Here is a 15109-nt window from a genome sequence, read left to right as displayed (position 1 = left end):
CGGCCGGCAGGACACCCGCCCCGCTCACCGCGGTCCGTACCGTCGCCCTTCTCCTCGCGGTCCTGTCGCTCGGCGTCACCCTCTGGGACGGACTCGACGAACGCGGTACCGCGCTGGCCTTCGGCGTGCTCATCGCCGTCGGCGAGCTCGCCCGGTGGAGCGGGACCGAGGAGCGGGAATCCGCACCGCTCGGAGCCGCCGGAGCCCTCGCGTACGCGCTGCTCGGCGAGAACGCCGGGCACCGCACCGACCACGGCGTCCTCCAGGTCGTCGCCGTCGTCGTGGCGGCGGCCCTGATCGGCTGCATTCCGCACGTCGCACGGGGACACGGGCCGACGCTCGACCACCTCACCCGTCGCGTCCTCACCGTCGCCTTCGCCGCCGTCTGCTTCCAACCCCTGTACAACCAGGGCAGGTTGCTGGACTGGGGCGGCCCGGCCCATGCCCTGCTGCTCGTCGCGCTGCTCGTGCTCACCACCCTGTGGGACGCCGTCCTCGCGGCGGCGACGGCCCATGTGCGGACCCGGTGGCCGTTCGGGCCGCTGCTGCGCGACGAACTGCGGGCCACGCTCGGGATCGGTTCGGCCGTGTGCGCCACCGGGGCCGTCATGTCGCTCGCGGTCGCCGTGGTCGGACTGTGGGCGCTGCCCGTCTTCTCGCTGCCGCTGCTGCTCACCCAGCTCTCCTTCCGGCGCTACGCCGCCGTGCGGGTCACCTACCGGCAGACGATCGCCTCCCTCGCGCGCGCGACCGAGATCGCCGGGTACACACCGGCCGGGCACGCCAGGCGCGTGGCCGCCCTCAGCCGGGCCGTCGGCCGTGAGCTGGGACTTTCCGAGCCCGACCTCACCGTCCTGGAGTACGCGGCGCTGATGCACGACATCGGACAGCTCAGCCTGGTCGACCCGGTGCCGGCCGGCGCCACCGCCGTGCTCCCGGCGGACGAGCAGCGCCGGATCGCGCTGCTCGGCGGCGCCGTCGTACGGCAGACCGGGGTGGACGCCGAGGTCGCCGTGGTGGTGGAGCGGCAGGCCGACCCCTACCGGGAGCAGCCCGTCACCGCGCGCATCGTCCGCGCGGTGAACGCATATGAGGAGATGGCCAGGGAAGCAGGGCCCGGGGGGCCGCTGACGGCCCTGGAGAAACTGCGGCTGGCCACCGCCCACGACTATCAGCCCGAGGTCGTGGAGTCGCTGGCCCGGGTCCTGTCCCGACCCGGTCTGACCTTGCCCTGGTCTGGGTAACCCATGGGTAATGAGCGGCCGTCCGACGGTACGTGGTTGGATGCGAGGAAGAGGGTGTTCGGGGGCCAGGGCCAGCCCGGGGCTGCACTGTCTTCAAGGGACTCTTCAAAGGACCGGCAGGCGGGAAACGCAAGGAACTGGCAGGCGGGAATCGTGAGGATCTTCGGCAAGGGACGACACCGGCCCTCCGCCTCATGGCGGCAGGCCACCGACCGTGCGTTCACGCTGATCGGTGACGGCCGGTACGAGGACGCGGGCGCGCTGCTGACGCGTGCCGCGGACCTGGAGCCGTGGCTGTCCGAGTCCTGGTTCAACCTGGCCCTGCTGCACAAGTTCCGGCACGACTGGGAGCAGGCGCGGGCGGCGGGACTGCGGGCCGTCGCTCTGCTCGACCGGGAGACCGGCGCACCTGACTGGTGGAACGTCGGGATCGCGGCGACCGCCCTCCAGGACTGGCCGCTGGCCCGCCGTTCCTGGCAGGCGTACGGGCTGCGGGTACCCGGCGGCGCCGCCGTCTCGGGCGAGCCGGTGGGCATGGACCTCGGCAGCGCGGCCGTCCGGCTGTCGCCGGAGGGCGAGGCCGAGGTGGTGTGGGGACGCAGGCTGGACCCCGCCCGTGTCGAGGTGCTGTCGATCCCGCTGCCGTCCTCCGGACGCCGCTGGGGCGAGGTCGTGCTGCACGACGGCGTCCCGCACGGCGAGCGGACCACCGCCGCGGGGCACGCGTACCCGGTCTTCGACGAGATCGAGCTGTGGGCCCCCTCACCGGTGCCCACCTGGGTCGTCCTCCTGGAAGCGGCGACCGAGGACGACCGGGACGCGCTGGAGCAGCTCGCCGCCGACGCCGGCTTCGCCGCGGAGGACTGGTCGTCGTCCGTACGGCTGCTGTGCCGGATGTGCTCCGAGTCCCGGATGCCGTCCGACGAGGGCGACGAGGAGCACCTCGACCCGCACGACCACAGTGAGCCGGGGCACCCGGGTCCGCTCGGCCATCGCACCGACGGGCAGATGTGGGTGCCGGAGCGGGAGTGCGGGCTCGCGGCGCCCGCCTCGCTGGTGCGCGGTCTGCTCGACGGCTGGGTCGCGGACAGCCCGGACTCCCGTGACTGGCGGGATCTGGAAGAGGTCTGCTGAGTACACCTTTAGGCTGTACTCGCAGAATTTCCCAAGGTCTGAGGAAGGCGTACGTCGTCATGGCGCAGCAGGACACCGATCAGCAGCACGTGGGCGTGCTCCCCGTGGACGACGACGGCTTCGTCATCGACACCGAGGACGGCGAGGAGCGCGAGGCGGCCTACCGTGAGCGCGGCACCTCGCGGCCGATCACGGTGGTCGGGAACCCGGTGCTGCACAAGGAGTGCAAGGACGTCACCGACTTCGGGGACGAGCTGGAGCAGCTGGTCGCCGACATGTTCGCCAGCCAGCGCACCGCCGAGGGCGTGGGCCTGGCCGCGAACCAGATCGGTGTCGACCTGAAGGTCTTCGTCTACGACTGCCAGGACGACCAGGGCACCCGGCACGTCGGTGTGGTCTGCAACCCGAAGCTGGTCGAGCTGCCCGCCGACCAGCGCCAGCTGGACGAGAGCAACGAGGGCTGCCTCTCCGTGCCGACCGCCTACGCGCCGCTCGCCCGCCCCGACTACGCCGAGGTCACCGGGCAGGACGAGAAGGGCAACCCGATCAGGGTGCGCGGCACGGGCTACTTCGCGCGGTGCCTCCAGCACGAGACGGACCACCTGTACGGATACCTGTACATCGACCGGCTCTCCAAGCGCGAGCGCAAGGACGCGCTGCGGCAGATGGCCGAGAACGAGCCCCGCTACGCGATCGTGGCGAACGGCTGAGCCACCACTTCGCCGGGCGCCCCGCACGGCTGTGACATAAATTGACAGTCGGGACGCGCGTCCCCTCGTGGGTCTACTCGAACGGTGCCTGGGCAGGTGAACCTCCTGACCAGGCACCGTTCGCATGTACGTCGCACGTTCGATCCCTTGTGCTCCTTCGATGATCCGGATTCAGTCACACAAGGGGAGATTCTCGGCATGCTGAGGTAGTCACTGGGCCAAATCCGTTCCCAGAACGGTCAGTTGTGGTGCTGAATGGGAAGTGCGGGGATACGCAACGGCGCACGCCCGGCACAGATGGAGGGGTGTGACGTCAACAGGCGGCTGAGAGGGGTTTGTTCGTGCATGCTTTCTCATACAGCTCTTCATCGACAGCGATCGCGGTACCACCGGCGCTCTCTCTCCCGGTGATCGAGTCCGAGTTTCCCCGTCAACTGCACCCGTATTGGCCCAGGCTCCAGGAGAAGACCCGTACCTGGCTCCTCGAAAAACGGCTGATGCCGGCGGACAAGGTCGAGGAATATGCCGACGGCCTGTGCTACACGGACCTCATGGCGGGCTACTACATTGGCGCCTCCGACGAGGTCATGCAGGCGATAGCGGACTACAGCGCGTGGTTCTTCGTCTGGGACGACCGGCACGACCGCGATGTCATCCACGGCCGGGCGGGCGCCTGGCGGAGGCTCAGGTTCCGGCTCCACGCGGCCCTCGACGCTCCCAGTGACCATCTGCACCACCAGGATCCCCTGGTCGCGGGGTTCGCGGACAGCATGGTGCGGTTGTACTCGTTCCTCGGCGAGAACTGGAACAAACGGTTCGCACTCCACTTCCACGCGGTGATCGAGGCGTACGACCGGGAGTTCAGAAATCGGACCTCCGGCACCGTTCCCACGGTCGGAGAATACCTCGAACTCCGTCGGCTGACTTTCGCGCACTGGATCTGGACCGACCTTTTGGAACCCAGTGCCGGCCAGGAACTCCCCGGCAACGTACGACTGCATCCCGCATTCCACCGGGCGGCGCTGCTCAGCCAGGAATTCGCCGCATGGTACAACGACCTCTGTTCCCTGCCGAAGGAAATAGCGGGCGATGAGGTCCACAATCTCGGGATCAGTCTCATTCATCACCAGGGGCTGACGCTCGAAGAAGCCGTCGCCGAAGTGAGGCGGCGGGTCGAGGAATGCATCGAACAATTCCTCGTCGCCGAGAAAGACGTACTGAGGCTCGCCCACATACTCGCGGACGGCACCGCGCGGGGAAAAGCGACGAGCGCCGCCGTCCTGGCGTGCCTCGGAAACATGCGGAATTGGTTCAGCTCCGTGTACTGGTTCCACCACGAGTCGGGCCGGTACATGGTCGACAACTGGGACGACCGCTCCACACCCCCGTACGTCAACAATGAAGCGGCAGGTGAGAAATGACCGTCGAGTCGGTACGACCCGAGGTGTCCGAGGTGCGGGAGCTGTCCGTCCCGCCCCTCGCAGGAGGCGGGGTGCCCGGTCTCGGGCACGGCTGGAAACTGGTCCGCGACCCGCTGGGCTTCCTCGCCCAGCTGCGCGACCACGGCGACGTCGTCCGGCTCAGGATGGGCCCCAAGACGGTGTACGCCATCACCGCCCCCGCACTCACCGGGGCGCTGGCGCTCAACCCCGACTACGAGATAGGCGGCCCCCTGTGGGAGTCGCTCGAAGGACTGCTGGGCAAGCAGGGTGTCGCGACGGCCAACGGGCCGCTGCACCGGCGCCAGCGGCGGACCATCCAGCCGGCGTTCCGGCTCGACATCATCCCCGAGTACGGCCCGATCATGGAGGAGGAGGCGCGTGCGTTCGCGGCGCGCTGGGAGCCGGGGACGGCCGTCGACTGCACCTCCGAGTCGTTCCGTGTCGCCGTCCGTGTCGCCGCCCGCTGTCTGCTGCGCGGCCGGTTCATGGACGAGCGCGCCGAGCGGCTGAGCCTCGCCCTCGCCACCGTGTTCCGCGGCATGTACCGGCGCATGGTCATCCCCGCGGGCCCGCTCTATCGGCTCCCGCTTCCGTCGATACGCGCATTCGACCGGGCATTGGCCGACTTGCACGCGCTCGTCGATGAGATCATCGAGGAGCGACGGGCATCTGGTCAAAAGCCGGACGATTTGCTGACGGCATTACTGGAAGCGAAGAACGACGTCGGCGACCCCATCGACGAACAGGAGATCCACGACCAAGTCGTCGCGATACTGACGCCCGGCAGCGAAACCATCGCGTCCACGATCATGTGGTTGCTCCACGTCCTGACAGAACATCCGGAACAGGCCGACAAGGTGGCCGAGGAAGTTCAATCCGTCGTCGGAGACCGGCCCGTCGGTTTCGACGACGTCCGGAAGCTGTCGCACACGAACAATGTCGTAGTCGAGGCGATGCGTTTGCGCCCCGCCGTATGGATATTGACGCGGCGCGCGGTGACCGAAACCGAACTGGGCGGCTACCGCATTCCGGCCGGTGCCGACATCATCTACAGCCCGTACGCGATCCAGCGCGACCCCCGGTCGTACCAGGAGCACCTGGATTTCGACCCCGACCGCTGGCTTCCGGAACGCTCCAAGGACATCCCGAAGTACGCGATGCGCCCCTTCAGCGTGGGCAACCGCAAGTGCCCGAGTGACCACTTCTCCATGGCGCTGCTCACCCTGATCACCGCGACCGTGGCGTCCCGGTGGCGCTTCGAGCAGGTGTCCGGATCCAACGACGCGACCCGCGTCGGCATCACCCTGCGGCCCCACAAGCTGCGACTGAAAGCCCGTCCGCGGTAGCGGGGCCGGGCGTCGCCGGTGCGGCCGGACTGGTCGCACGGGTGTCCGAACAGCACGTCCATCGGCGCATGTTCAGGCCGCCTGCGGGCCCCTGAACGTGCGCCGGTACGCGTGCGGGGTCGTCCCGAGGCTCCGTACGAACTGATGGCGCAGCGCCGCCGCGTTGCCGAAGCCGGTGCGGCCCGCGATCGCGTCCATCGTCTCGTCCGTGGCCTCCAGCAACTCCTGTGCCAGCAGCACCCGTTGACGCAGGATCCAGCGGTAGGGCGTGGTCCCCGTCTCCTGCTGGAAGCGGCGCGCGAAGGTGCGCGGCGCCATGTGGGCGCGGGCCGCCAGCTGTTCGACGGTCGTCTCCTCGTCGAGGTGCCGCTGCATCCACACCAGCACGTCGCCGACCGTGTCGCACCGCGAACGGGGCAGCGGGCGCTCGATGTACTGGGCCTGCCCGCCGTCGCGGTGCGGCGGCACCACCATGCGGCGGGCGATGGTGTTGGCCACCTCGGGACCCTGCTCCTTGCGGACGATGTGCAGGCAGGCGTCGATACCGGCGGCGGTGCCGGCCGAGGTGATCACCGGGTCCTCGTCCACGTACAGGACGTCCGGCTCGATGATCGCCCGCGGGTACTGCCGGGCCAGCTCGTCGGCCTGCTGCCAGTGCACGGCGCAGCGCCGGCCGTCCAGGAGTCCGGCCGCGCCGACGGCGAAGACGCCGGAACAGACACTGAGCACCCGGGCCCCGCGGTCCACCACGCTCCGCAGTGCCGCGAGGAACTCCGGCGGATAGCCGCGTACGGCGTAGGTGTCACCGGCGGGCACGACCACCAGGTCGGCCTCTTCGAGCCGGTCGAGGCCGTACGGAGTGGAGACCGTGAACCCGGAGACATGGGTGCCGAGCGTCGGCCCCTCGGCGGAGACGACGGCGAACTCGTAGACGGGCAGGCCCTCGTCGCTGCGGTCGAGGCCGAACACCTCGCAGACGACGCCGAGTTCGAAGGGATGCACGCCGTCGAGCAGGACAGCCGCCACGTTGTTCAACATGCCCTCCAGTGTGCCCTGGAGATGGCAGTAATTCGAGGGTGTGCGGCAGTTCTGCCACTGATGGTAAGGAGCCATCGGCGCGAGACTAGTGTCATGAACTCAGCGATGGACAACCTCGTCGGAATCCTGGCCGTCCTCGGGATCTTCGCGGTCGTGACGATCCCGTCCCTGATCGGGCTGGCGCGCGAGCGGCGCGTGGACCGTCAGCTAAGGGCGGCCGCCCGCTCCCGTCAGGAGGCGGGGCGGCGGCCGCGGCCTCACGCCTTCGTCACCACCACCGTGACCGTCCACTCCTGAAGGCCGTCGCAGGAGACCCGGGCCGGATCGCTCGGACACATCGGCCGGGACGACGTCAGCCGGACCGTTCCCGCCGAGACCGCCCTGTAGGCGGCCGACGCGTCGCCCGGCTGGAGGACGATGCCGCTGTTGGTGGCCTCCAGACCGGTGCCGTCGGCCTTCACGGGCGCCCAGGGCCGGCGGGTGGTGCCGTCCAGGGAGACGCGGATCGTCTCGCCGGACGCCAGACAGTACGTGTGCCCGGTGTCGGTGGCGCCGAGCTCCGCCTTCGCCGTGGCACAGTCCCGGTGGGACGGGGTGGGCGACGGCGACACGCTGCCGCTGCCGCCCGCGTCGCCTCCGCTCTGCGTGCCGCAGCCGGCGAGGAGCAGGGCCAGGGCGGTGAGGGCGATGGTCCGGGTGTGGGTCGTTCGACGCATGGGGTGGCCTCCTTGCGGGTTGGACGTGCCACCGGTGGATCAGGATCCCTCTTCGCGCGAAAGGGCCCCGGCCGCTACGGCGGCCGGGGATCGGCACGTCGATCGGCGGCGCGGGCGGGGGCAGTACGTGACGAGAGCCGGGCCGCACAGGCGGCCCGGCTCTCGACGGGCCGAACGCGCGGCCCCGCACTCATCGATGACGAATCGTCAGAAGTCCTCGTCGAAGTCGACCGTGCCCTCCACCGCGACCTGGTACGCGGACGGCCGGCGCTCGAAGAAGTTGGTCAGCTCCTGGACACCCTGGAGCTCCATGAACGAGAACGGGTTCTCGGAGCCGTACACCGGCGCGAAGCCCAGCCGCTGAAGGCGCTGGTCGGCGACGCACTCCAGGTACTGCCGCATCGAGTCGGTGTTCATGCCCGGCAGACCCTCACCGCACAGGTCGCGCCCGAACTGCAGCTCGGCCTCGACTGCCTCGCGCAGCATGTCGGTCACCTGCTCCTGGAGCCGGTCGTCGAAGAGCTCCGGCTCCTCCTTGCGGACGGTGTCGACGACCTCGAAGGCGAAGCTCATGTGCATCGTCTCGTCGCGGAACACCCAGTTGGTGCCGGTCGCCAGGCCGTGCAGCAGACCCCGGCTGCGGAACCAGTAGACGTACGCGAAGGCCCCGTAGAAGAAGAGCCCCTCGATGCACGCGGCGAAGCAGATGAGGTTGAGCAGGAAGCGGCGGCGGTCGGCCTGGGTCTCCAGCCGGTCCAGCTTCTCCACCCCCTCTGTTCCATCAAATGCAGCCATCCACTTGAAGCAGAACTGGGCCTTCTCGCGGATGGAGGGGATGCTCTCGACGGCCGCGAAGGCCGCGGTGCGGTCCTCGGGGTCGGGCAGGTAGGTGTCGAGCAGCGTCAGATAGAACTGGACGTGCACGGCCTCCTCGAAGAGCTGCCGGCTCAGGTAGAGCCGTGCTTCGGGGGAGTTGATGTGCTTGTACAGCGTCAGCACCAGGTTGTTCGCCACGATCGAGTCGCCCGTCGCGAAGAACGCGACCAGCCGGCCGATCATGTGCTGCTCACCCGGCGTCAGCTTCGCGAGGTCGGCGACGTCCGAGTGGAGGTCGACCTCCTCGACGGTCCAGGTGTTCTTGATGGCGTCCCGGTAGCGCTCATAGAAGTCCGGGTAGCGCATGGGACGCAGGGTGAGTTCGAAGCCCGGGTCGAGGAGGTTCTTCTCGGACGCGGCCTTCTCGGTGTTCGTGGCGCTCATTACTGGCAGGCCTCGCAGGACTCGGGGTTTTCCAGGGAGCAGGCGACGGCGTCGGGATCGGCCACCTGCTGCACGGGGATGGTCTTCTCGGGCTGCGCCTGGGCCGCGCGGGCGATGCGTGTCGCCGGGCGGGAGCGCAGGTAGTACGTCGTCTTCAGGCCCGACTTCCAGGCGTAGGAATACATCGAGGAGAGCTTGCCGATGGTCGGCGTCTCCAGGAACAGGTTCAGGGACTGCGCCTGGTCCAGGAACGGGGTCCGGGCGGCGGCCATGTCGATCAGGCCGCGCTGCGGGATCTCCCACGCCGTGCGGTACAGGTCGCGGACGTCCTGCGGGACCCAGGTGAAGCCCTGCACCGAGCCGCTGGACTCGCGCAGCGCCTCACGGGTCTGCGCGTCCCACACGCCGAGCTTCTTCAGCTCGGCCACCAGGTAGGAGTTGACCTGGAGGAACTCGCCGGAGAGCGTCTCGCGCTTGAACAGGTTCGACACCTGCGGCTCGATGCACTCGTAGACGCCCGCGATGGACGCGATGGTGGCGGTGGGCGCGATCGCGAGCAGCAGCGAGTTGCGCATGCCGACCGCCGCGATCCGCTGCCGCAGGGCCGCCCAGCGCTCCGGCCAGTTCAGCTCGACGTCGAAGTGGTCCGGGTGCAGCACGCCACGGGCGGTACGGGTCTTCTCCCAGGCGGGGAGCGGGCCGATGGGGGTCCCCCCTGCACCGGAGCCTGTCGAAGGTGCTTGGGGGCGCTCGGCGAGGTCCGCGGAGGCCTCGTACGCGGCGAGCATGATGCGCTCGGCGATCCGGGTGGACAGCGCGCGGGCCTCGGGCGAGTCGAAGGGCAGCCGCAGCTTGAAGAAGACGTCCTGGAGACCCATCGCGCCCAGGCCCACCGGACGCCACTTGGCGTTGGAGCGGCGCGCCTGCTCGGTCGGGTAGAAGTTGATGTCGACGACACGGTCGAGGAAGGTGACCGCGGTGCGCACGGTCTCGTCGAGCCGCTCCCAGTCGATGTCCTGGCCGACCACGAACGCGCCCAGGTTGACCGAGCCCAGGTTGCAGACCGCCGTCTCCCCGTCGTCCGTGACCTCCAGGATCTCGGTGCACAGGTTCGAGGAGTGGACGGTGTGGCCCGGCTCCGCCGTCTGGTTGGCGGTGCGGTTGGCGGCGTCCTTGAAGGTCATCCAGCCGTTGCCGGTCTGCGCGAGGGTGCGCATCATCCGGCCGTACAGATCGCGGGCCGGGATGGTCTTCTTGGCGAGACCCGCCTCCTCGGCCTTGCGGTACGCGGCGTCGAACGCGTCGCCCCACAGGTCGACCAGTTCCGGCACGTCGGAGGGGGAGAAGAGGGACCAGACGCCGTCCTCGTTCACCCGCCGCATGAACTCGTCCGGGATCCAGTGCGCGAGGTTCAGGTTGTGCGTACGCCGGGCGTCCTCACCGGTGTTGTCGCGCAGCTCCAGGAACTCCTCGATGTCGGAGTGCCAGGTCTCCAGGTAGACCGCGGCCGCGCCCTTGCGCCGGCCGCCCTGGTTCACGGCGGCGACCGAGGCGTCGAGTGTCTTGAGGAACGGGACGATGCCGTTGGAGTGCCCGTTGGTGCCCCGGATCAGTGAACCGCGCGAGCGGATGCGGGAGTAGGACAGGCCGATGCCGCCCGCGTGCTTCGACAGGCGCGCCACCTGGTGGTAGCGGTCGTAGATGGAGTCCAGCTCGTCCAGCGGGGAGTCGAGGAGGTAGCAGGACGACATCTGCGGGTGCCGCGTACCGGAGTTGAACAGCGTGGGGGAGGAGGGGAGGTAGTCGAGGCGGCTCATGAGCCGGTAGAGCGCGGCGACTTCGTCCACGGAGCGGGCCGTGTCGTCCTCGGCGAGGCCGGACGCCACCCGGAGCATGAAGTGCTGGGGCGTCTCGACGACCGACCGGGTGATCGGGTGCCGGAGCAGATAGCGGCTGTGCAGGGTGCGCAGCCCGAAGTAGCCGAAGCGGTCGTCGCCCTCGACGTCGATCAGCGCGTCGAGGCGGGCGCTGTGCAGCCGGACGAACGCGGCCGTGCGGTCGGCGATCAGGCCCTCGCGGTGGCCGACGGCGACCGACTCGGAGAAGGTCGTGACGCCCTGGGAGGCGGCCTCGGCGGCGATGCCGATCGTGAGCAGGCGGGCGGCCAGCCGGGAGTAGACGGGGTCCTCGGAGATGAGACCGGCGGCCGCCTCGGTGGCCAGTTCGCGCAGCTCGGCCTCGTCGGCGCGGGCGGACCGGCCGCGCAGCGCCGCGGCGGCGACCCGGCCGGGGTCGGCGTCGGTGAGGTCGGCGGTGAGGTCCGTCAGGGTCCGCAACAACACGGCTCCGGGACCGTCGGTCTCCACCGGGGCCTGCTGCGCGGTCACTGAAGCCGGATCGGCTGGCGCGATGGTCACGTGGGGCTCTCCCTCGCTCGGCACGGGGCCTTGCGGGAAGGAGCGGGGCACACGGGAGCGCTTCTGGGCAGCAGCGCACCGCGTCCACCGGCCCAATTCCACGAGGCCCGGACGTCGTCGGCACCCGGGCCGGACGGCCGGGGCGCGCTGTCGGCAGGTCCTCGGACTGACGCGAGTGCGGGCACGTGGGTACGCGAACACACACAAGTACACCGTTGCGGGACAGTTCCGGATTCGCACCGGATTCCCCTGCGGTGACAGCGACCATGAGCATACATCTTGTGTCGGGCTTCGGGAGTGCCCCCACATGTTGTGTCCGGAGGGTGTCGGGGAGCGCTACGGAGTGTGGTGGAGCGTCAACTCGTAGGTGAGCGGCCGGAGGTCGTCGGGCCGAGCGCGAGGGCCCCGCCGTGCCCGCCCGGCACGGCGACGGGCCGCCGGTTCCCGCCCGGCGGCCCGTCGTACGGCGCTGTCGCTTCCTTCGCAATCAGTGGCTAGTGGCTCGCGTCCGCGGTGGCCGGCGGGAGCTCCGTCTCGACCCCCGGGTCTCCCGCGTCGGCCGTGTAGTCCCCGGGCGACGTCTGGTCGATGCCGTCCGGGGCCTTGAACGCCCTGAGGGCGAAGGTGAGGACGACGGCCACGGCCACGTTCAGGACGAACGCCGTCAGGCCGATGTAGCCGATCTCGCCGATGCCGGGGATCTCCTTCGAGCTGCCGCCGAAGTGCTTCTGGGTCGGCGAGGCCACCCCGTAGGCGGCGATCGTGCCGTAGAGCATGCCGACCGCCCAGCCGCCCAGCAGTGCCCAGCGGTGGAACCAGCGGGTGAACAGCCCGCCGACCAGCGCCGGGAAGGTCTGCAGGATCCAGATGCCGCCGAGCAACTGGAAGTTGATCGCGACGGTCTTGTCCATGGTCAGGACGAACACCAGCGCACCGACCTTCACCAGGAGCGAGACCAGCTTGGAGACCTGGGTCTCCTGCCGCGGGGTCGCGTCCGGCTTGATGAAGTCCTTGTAGATGTTGCGGGTGAAGAGGTTCGCGGCCGCGATGGACATGATGGCCGCCGGGACGAGCGCTCCGATGCCGATAGCGGCGAAGGCCACGCCCGCGAACCAGTCGGGGAACATGTTCTCGAAGAGCTGGGGGATGGCGAGCTGGCCGTTCTGCACCTTCACACCGGCCGCGATCGCCATGAACCCGAGCAGGGCGAGCAGGCCCAGCATCAGCGAGTACAGCGGCAGGATCGTGGTGTTGCGGCGGATCACCTCGCGGCTGCGGCTGGACAGCGTCGCGGTGATCGAGTGCGGATACATGAACAGCGCCAGCGCCGAGCCGAGCGCGAGGGTGGCGTACGTCCACTGGCCCGCCTCGGCGGGGACGATCCCGCCGGCGCCCGCGGCCGTGTACTTGTCGCTCGCCGCCTTGAAGATCTCGTCGAAGCCGCCCAGCTTGATCGGGATGTAGATGATGGCCACCGCGATCACGATGTAGATCAGGGTGTCCTTCACGAACGCGATCAGGGCGGGGGCCCGCAGGCCCGAGGAGTAGGTGTACGCGGCCAGCACACCGAAGGCGATGAGGAGCGGGAGGTCCTTGACGAACCAGTTGGTGCTGTCGCCGCCGCCCACGCCCATCACGTCGAGGACGGCCTGGATGCCGACCAGTTGGAGCGCGATGTACGGCATGGTGGCCAGGATGCCGGTGACGGCCACGGCGAGGGACAGGCCCTTGGAACCGAAGCGGCCGCGCACGAAGTCCGAGGTCGTCACATAGCCGTGCTTGTGGGAGACCGACCAGAGGCGGGGCAGGAACGTGAAGATAAGCGGGTAGACCAGGATCGTGTACGGCACGGCGAAGAAGCCGGCGGCGCCCGCCGCGTAGATCGCCGCGGGTACGGCGACGAAGGTGTACGCGGTGTAGAGGTCGCCGCCGAGCAGGAACCAGGTCACCCAGGTGCCGAAGGACCGTCCGCCCAGGCCCCATTCGTCGAGGCTGTGTTCGTTGTCGGCCCGGCGCCAGCGTGCGGCCAGGAAGCCCATGACCGTGACGGCCAGGAAGAAGAAGACGAAGACGCCGAGGGCGACGCCGTTCACACCGTCGTTCATGCTCCGGCACCTCCCTCGGCGGAGGCGGAGGCCGAGGCGGCGGCGCGGGCGCGCTGGTCACGCCGCCACAGCTGGTACGCGGTCACGGTCAGTACCGTGGACAGGGGCACCCACAGCAACTGGTACCAGTAGAAGAACGGGATGCCGATGAAGGCCGGGTCGGTCTTCGTGTAGGAGCCGACCCACAGCATCGCCACGAAGGGCGCGAGCAGGCAGAGGGCGATCACCACACGGACCGGTGTCACCACCGGTGGTTTCACTTCGGGCAGGTCTGACATGGGTCGGCTCCGTCCCCTCATCGATCACCTGAGCAACGCGCAGGCAATCTAGGCGACGGTTCCGCTTTAGGGAACACCCCCGTCCGGACGCCGGGTGTGGAGGGTTCGTGTGGGCGCGCACAGCGCCCCAGCAGGAGCTGAACCCCTTTCGCGGGCACGGATTCTGACGGTCCGTCCGGACCGTCGGGCGGCACGGCGCACGGCGCACGGGCACGGGCACGGGCAAGGGCACGGGCACGGGCACGGGAGAGTCTGTCCCGCGCGGGTACGGAGTCCGCCCCGCGCGGGTACGGGAGTGTCCGCCCCGCGCGTGCGCCACCCGACGTGGCTCAGTCCTGCGGGCGCTTGAGGCGGGCGACGAACTTGTACCGGTCTCCCCGGTACACCGACCGCACCCACTCCACCGGCTCGCCCTGCCGGTCGAGCGAGTGGCGGGAGAGCATCAGCATGGGCAGACCCACGTCGGTGCCGAGCAGTCCGGCCTCGCGCGGGGTCGCCAGCGAGGTCTCGATGGTCTCCTCGGCCTCGGCGAGATGGACGTCGTACACCTCGGCGAGCGCGGTGTAGAGGGAGGTGTACTTGACGAGCGACCGGCGCAGGGCGGGGAAACGCTTGGCGGAGAGGTGGGTCGTCTCGATGGCCATGGGTTCGCCGCTCGCGAGGCGCAGCCGCTCGATGCGCAGCACCCGGCCGCCGGCCGAGATGTCGAGCAGACCGGCGAGGGTCTCGTCCGCGGTGATGTAGCCGATGTCCAGCAGCTGCGAGGTGGGTTCGAGGCCCTGGGCGCGCATGTCCTCGGTGTACGAGGTCAGTTGGAGCGCCTGGGAGACCTTCGGCTTGGCGACGAAGGTGCCCTTGCCCTGGATGCGTTCGAGACGGCCCTCGACGACCAGCTCCTGAAGGGCCTGCCGCACCGTGGTGCGCGAGGTGTCGAACTCGGCGGCGAGGGTCCGCTCGGGCGGTACCGGTGTACCGGGCGGCAGTGTCTCCGTCATGTCGAGCAGGTGCTTCTTGAGGCGGTAGTACTTGGGCACGCGCGCGGTACGGATGGGCGCCCCACCCTCGTTCTCCGCACTGCTGACGTCGGTGCTCATGCTCTGCCTTCCCGGCTCCGGATGCCGAAGCGACCGACATGACGTCGGCCACGGCTCACATCGTGGCACGGCTTGACGTGCGAGTGTCCCTCGCACGCTCCGTGATCCCCTCTATATACCGTCGCCGTACTCGTTGGTCTAGTCCATCGCGTGCAGACGGCCGCGCGGGCGGCCCGGAGGCGGTCGCTTCGGGGGCCGTGAACGGGCCTGTTAATTATGCCGCTTACCTACTTAGACGGTGTCCTACATGGGAGTTGGTCGTTGGGCTGTGTATGGGGCGGGGTACGTGGAGTTGGATTGTTCCGGACGGCTTGTGGGAGATTGC

13 protein-coding genes and 1 riboswitch are annotated in these 15109 nt (G+C 69.4%); of the genes, 6 read left to right on the top strand and 7 right to left on the bottom strand.

Going from position 1 to position 15109, the window contains the following annotated elements; all coding sequences use genetic code 11:
* The first annotated feature begins 62 nt into the window (after positions 1-62).
* The 5 genes from ABZX90_RS15430 to ABZX90_RS15410 all read left to right on the top strand — a co-directional run bounded on the left by ABZX90_RS15430 (position 63) and on the right by ABZX90_RS15410 (position 5876).
* Positions 63-1244: an HD domain-containing protein gene (locus ABZX90_RS15430; protein ID WP_355205465.1), complete on the top strand. Its 1182-nt coding sequence runs from the start codon at positions 63-65 to the stop codon at positions 1242-1244.
* Between the two features lie 153 nt (positions 1245-1397).
* Positions 1398-2378 (top strand): hypothetical protein, encoded by a 981-nt coding sequence (locus tag ABZX90_RS15425; protein ID WP_351124800.1) that lies wholly within the window; start codon positions 1398-1400, stop codon positions 2376-2378.
* Positions 2379-2437: 59 nt separating this feature from the next.
* Complete coding sequence (gene def / locus ABZX90_RS15420) at positions 2438-3088, top strand: peptide deformylase (protein WP_351124803.1); 651 nt, start codon at positions 2438-2440, stop codon at positions 3086-3088.
* A 341-nt stretch (positions 3089-3429) separates the two neighbouring features.
* A complete protein-coding gene (cyc1, locus tag ABZX90_RS15415) occupies positions 3430-4509 on the top strand; it encodes an epi-isozizaene synthase (RefSeq protein ID WP_355205109.1) in 1080 nt (359 codons plus the stop codon).
* The gene (locus tag ABZX90_RS15410) at positions 4506-5876 is read left to right on the top strand and encodes a cytochrome P450 (RefSeq protein WP_355205106.1); all 1371 of its coding nucleotides are present in this window, start codon (positions 4506-4508) and stop codon (positions 5874-5876) included. The genes cyc1 and ABZX90_RS15410 overlap by 4 nt, the downstream gene beginning before the upstream one ends.
* A gap of 72 nt (positions 5877-5948) precedes the next feature.
* On the opposite strand, the gene ABZX90_RS15405 is transcribed toward ABZX90_RS15410, so the two are convergent.
* Positions 5949-6914 carry a helix-turn-helix domain-containing protein gene (locus tag ABZX90_RS15405; RefSeq protein ID WP_355205103.1) on the bottom strand — a complete coding sequence of 322 codons (966 nt, stop codon included), beginning with the start codon at positions 6912-6914 and terminating at the stop codon, positions 5949-5951.
* 93 nt (positions 6915-7007) lie between these two features.
* Between ABZX90_RS15405 and ABZX90_RS15400 the strand changes: the two genes are divergently transcribed.
* Positions 7008-7211: a hypothetical protein gene (locus tag ABZX90_RS15400; RefSeq protein ID WP_351124813.1), complete on the top strand. Its 204-nt coding sequence runs from the start codon at positions 7008-7010 to the stop codon at positions 7209-7211.
* On the opposite strand, the gene ABZX90_RS15395 is transcribed toward ABZX90_RS15400, so the two are convergent.
* The 6 genes from ABZX90_RS15395 to ABZX90_RS15370 form a co-directional block, all read right to left on the bottom strand.
* The gene (locus tag ABZX90_RS15395) at positions 7172-7630 is read right to left on the bottom strand and encodes a hypothetical protein (RefSeq protein WP_351124815.1); all 459 of its coding nucleotides are present in this window, start codon (positions 7628-7630) and stop codon (positions 7172-7174) included. The genes ABZX90_RS15400 and ABZX90_RS15395 overlap by 40 nt on opposite strands.
* A gap of 207 nt (positions 7631-7837) precedes the next feature.
* On the bottom strand, positions 7838-8890 hold the full coding sequence (locus ABZX90_RS15390; RefSeq protein ID WP_351124818.1) for a ribonucleotide-diphosphate reductase subunit beta: 1053 nt from the start codon (positions 8888-8890) through the stop codon (positions 7838-7840).
* On the bottom strand, positions 8890-11307 hold the full coding sequence (locus ABZX90_RS15385) for a ribonucleoside-diphosphate reductase subunit alpha (RefSeq protein ID WP_351124820.1): 2418 nt from the start codon (positions 11305-11307) through the stop codon (positions 8890-8892). Before ABZX90_RS15385 ends, ABZX90_RS15390 begins: the two co-directional genes overlap by 1 nt.
* Before the next feature lie 134 nt (positions 11308-11441).
* A riboswitch (cobalamin riboswitch) is annotated at positions 11442-11591 on the bottom strand.
* A 210-nt stretch (positions 11592-11801) separates the two neighbouring features.
* Positions 11802-13412: a monocarboxylate uptake permease MctP gene (gene mctP / locus ABZX90_RS15380; protein ID WP_351124822.1), complete on the bottom strand. Its 1611-nt coding sequence runs from the start codon at positions 13410-13412 to the stop codon at positions 11802-11804.
* Positions 13409-13690 carry a DUF3311 domain-containing protein gene (locus tag ABZX90_RS15375; protein WP_351124824.1) on the bottom strand — a complete coding sequence of 94 codons (282 nt, stop codon included), beginning with the start codon at positions 13688-13690 and terminating at the stop codon, positions 13409-13411. The genes mctP and ABZX90_RS15375 overlap by 4 nt, the downstream gene beginning before the upstream one ends.
* A 329-nt stretch (positions 13691-14019) precedes the next feature.
* Positions 14020-14784: a GntR family transcriptional regulator gene (locus tag ABZX90_RS15370; RefSeq protein WP_327431614.1), complete on the bottom strand. Its 765-nt coding sequence runs from the start codon at positions 14782-14784 to the stop codon at positions 14020-14022.
* Positions 14785-15109 lie beyond the last annotated feature (325 nt).

The sequence above is a fragment of the Streptomyces sp. NPDC002935 genome, from assembly GCF_040611295.1.
Classification (GTDB): Bacteria; Actinomycetota; Actinomycetes; order Streptomycetales; family Streptomycetaceae; genus Streptomyces.
The sequence above is the reverse complement of the archived record's forward strand: the minus strand, read 5'-3'. Positions and strand labels throughout refer to the sequence as shown.

Excerpts from the sequence above, each read along its gene's own strand:
- def (WP_351124803.1), top strand. The coding sequence starts at position 2,438 with ATGGCGCAGCAGGACACCGATCAGCAGCACGTGGGCGTGCTCCCCGTG.
- ABZX90_RS15410 (WP_355205106.1), top strand. The coding sequence starts at position 4,506 with ATGACCGTCGAGTCGGTACGACCCGAGGTGTCCGAGGTGCGGGAGCTG.
- ABZX90_RS15405 (WP_355205103.1), bottom strand. The coding sequence starts at position 6,914 with ATGTTGAACAACGTGGCGGCTGTCCTGCTCGACGGCGTGCATCCCTTC.
- ABZX90_RS15400 (WP_351124813.1), top strand. The coding sequence starts at position 7,008 with ATGAACTCAGCGATGGACAACCTCGTCGGAATCCTGGCCGTCCTCGGG.
- ABZX90_RS15395 (WP_351124815.1), bottom strand. The coding sequence starts at position 7,630 with ATGCGTCGAACGACCCACACCCGGACCATCGCCCTCACCGCCCTGGCC.
- ABZX90_RS15390 (WP_351124818.1), bottom strand. The coding sequence starts at position 8,890 with ATGAGCGCCACGAACACCGAGAAGGCCGCGTCCGAGAAGAACCTCCTC.
- mctP (WP_351124822.1), bottom strand. The coding sequence starts at position 13,412 with ATGAACGACGGTGTGAACGGCGTCGCCCTCGGCGTCTTCGTCTTCTTC.
- ABZX90_RS15375 (WP_351124824.1), bottom strand. The coding sequence starts at position 13,690 with ATGTCAGACCTGCCCGAAGTGAAACCACCGGTGGTGACACCGGTCCGT.
- ABZX90_RS15370 (WP_327431614.1), bottom strand. The coding sequence starts at position 14,784 with ATGAGCACCGACGTCAGCAGTGCGGAGAACGAGGGTGGGGCGCCCATC.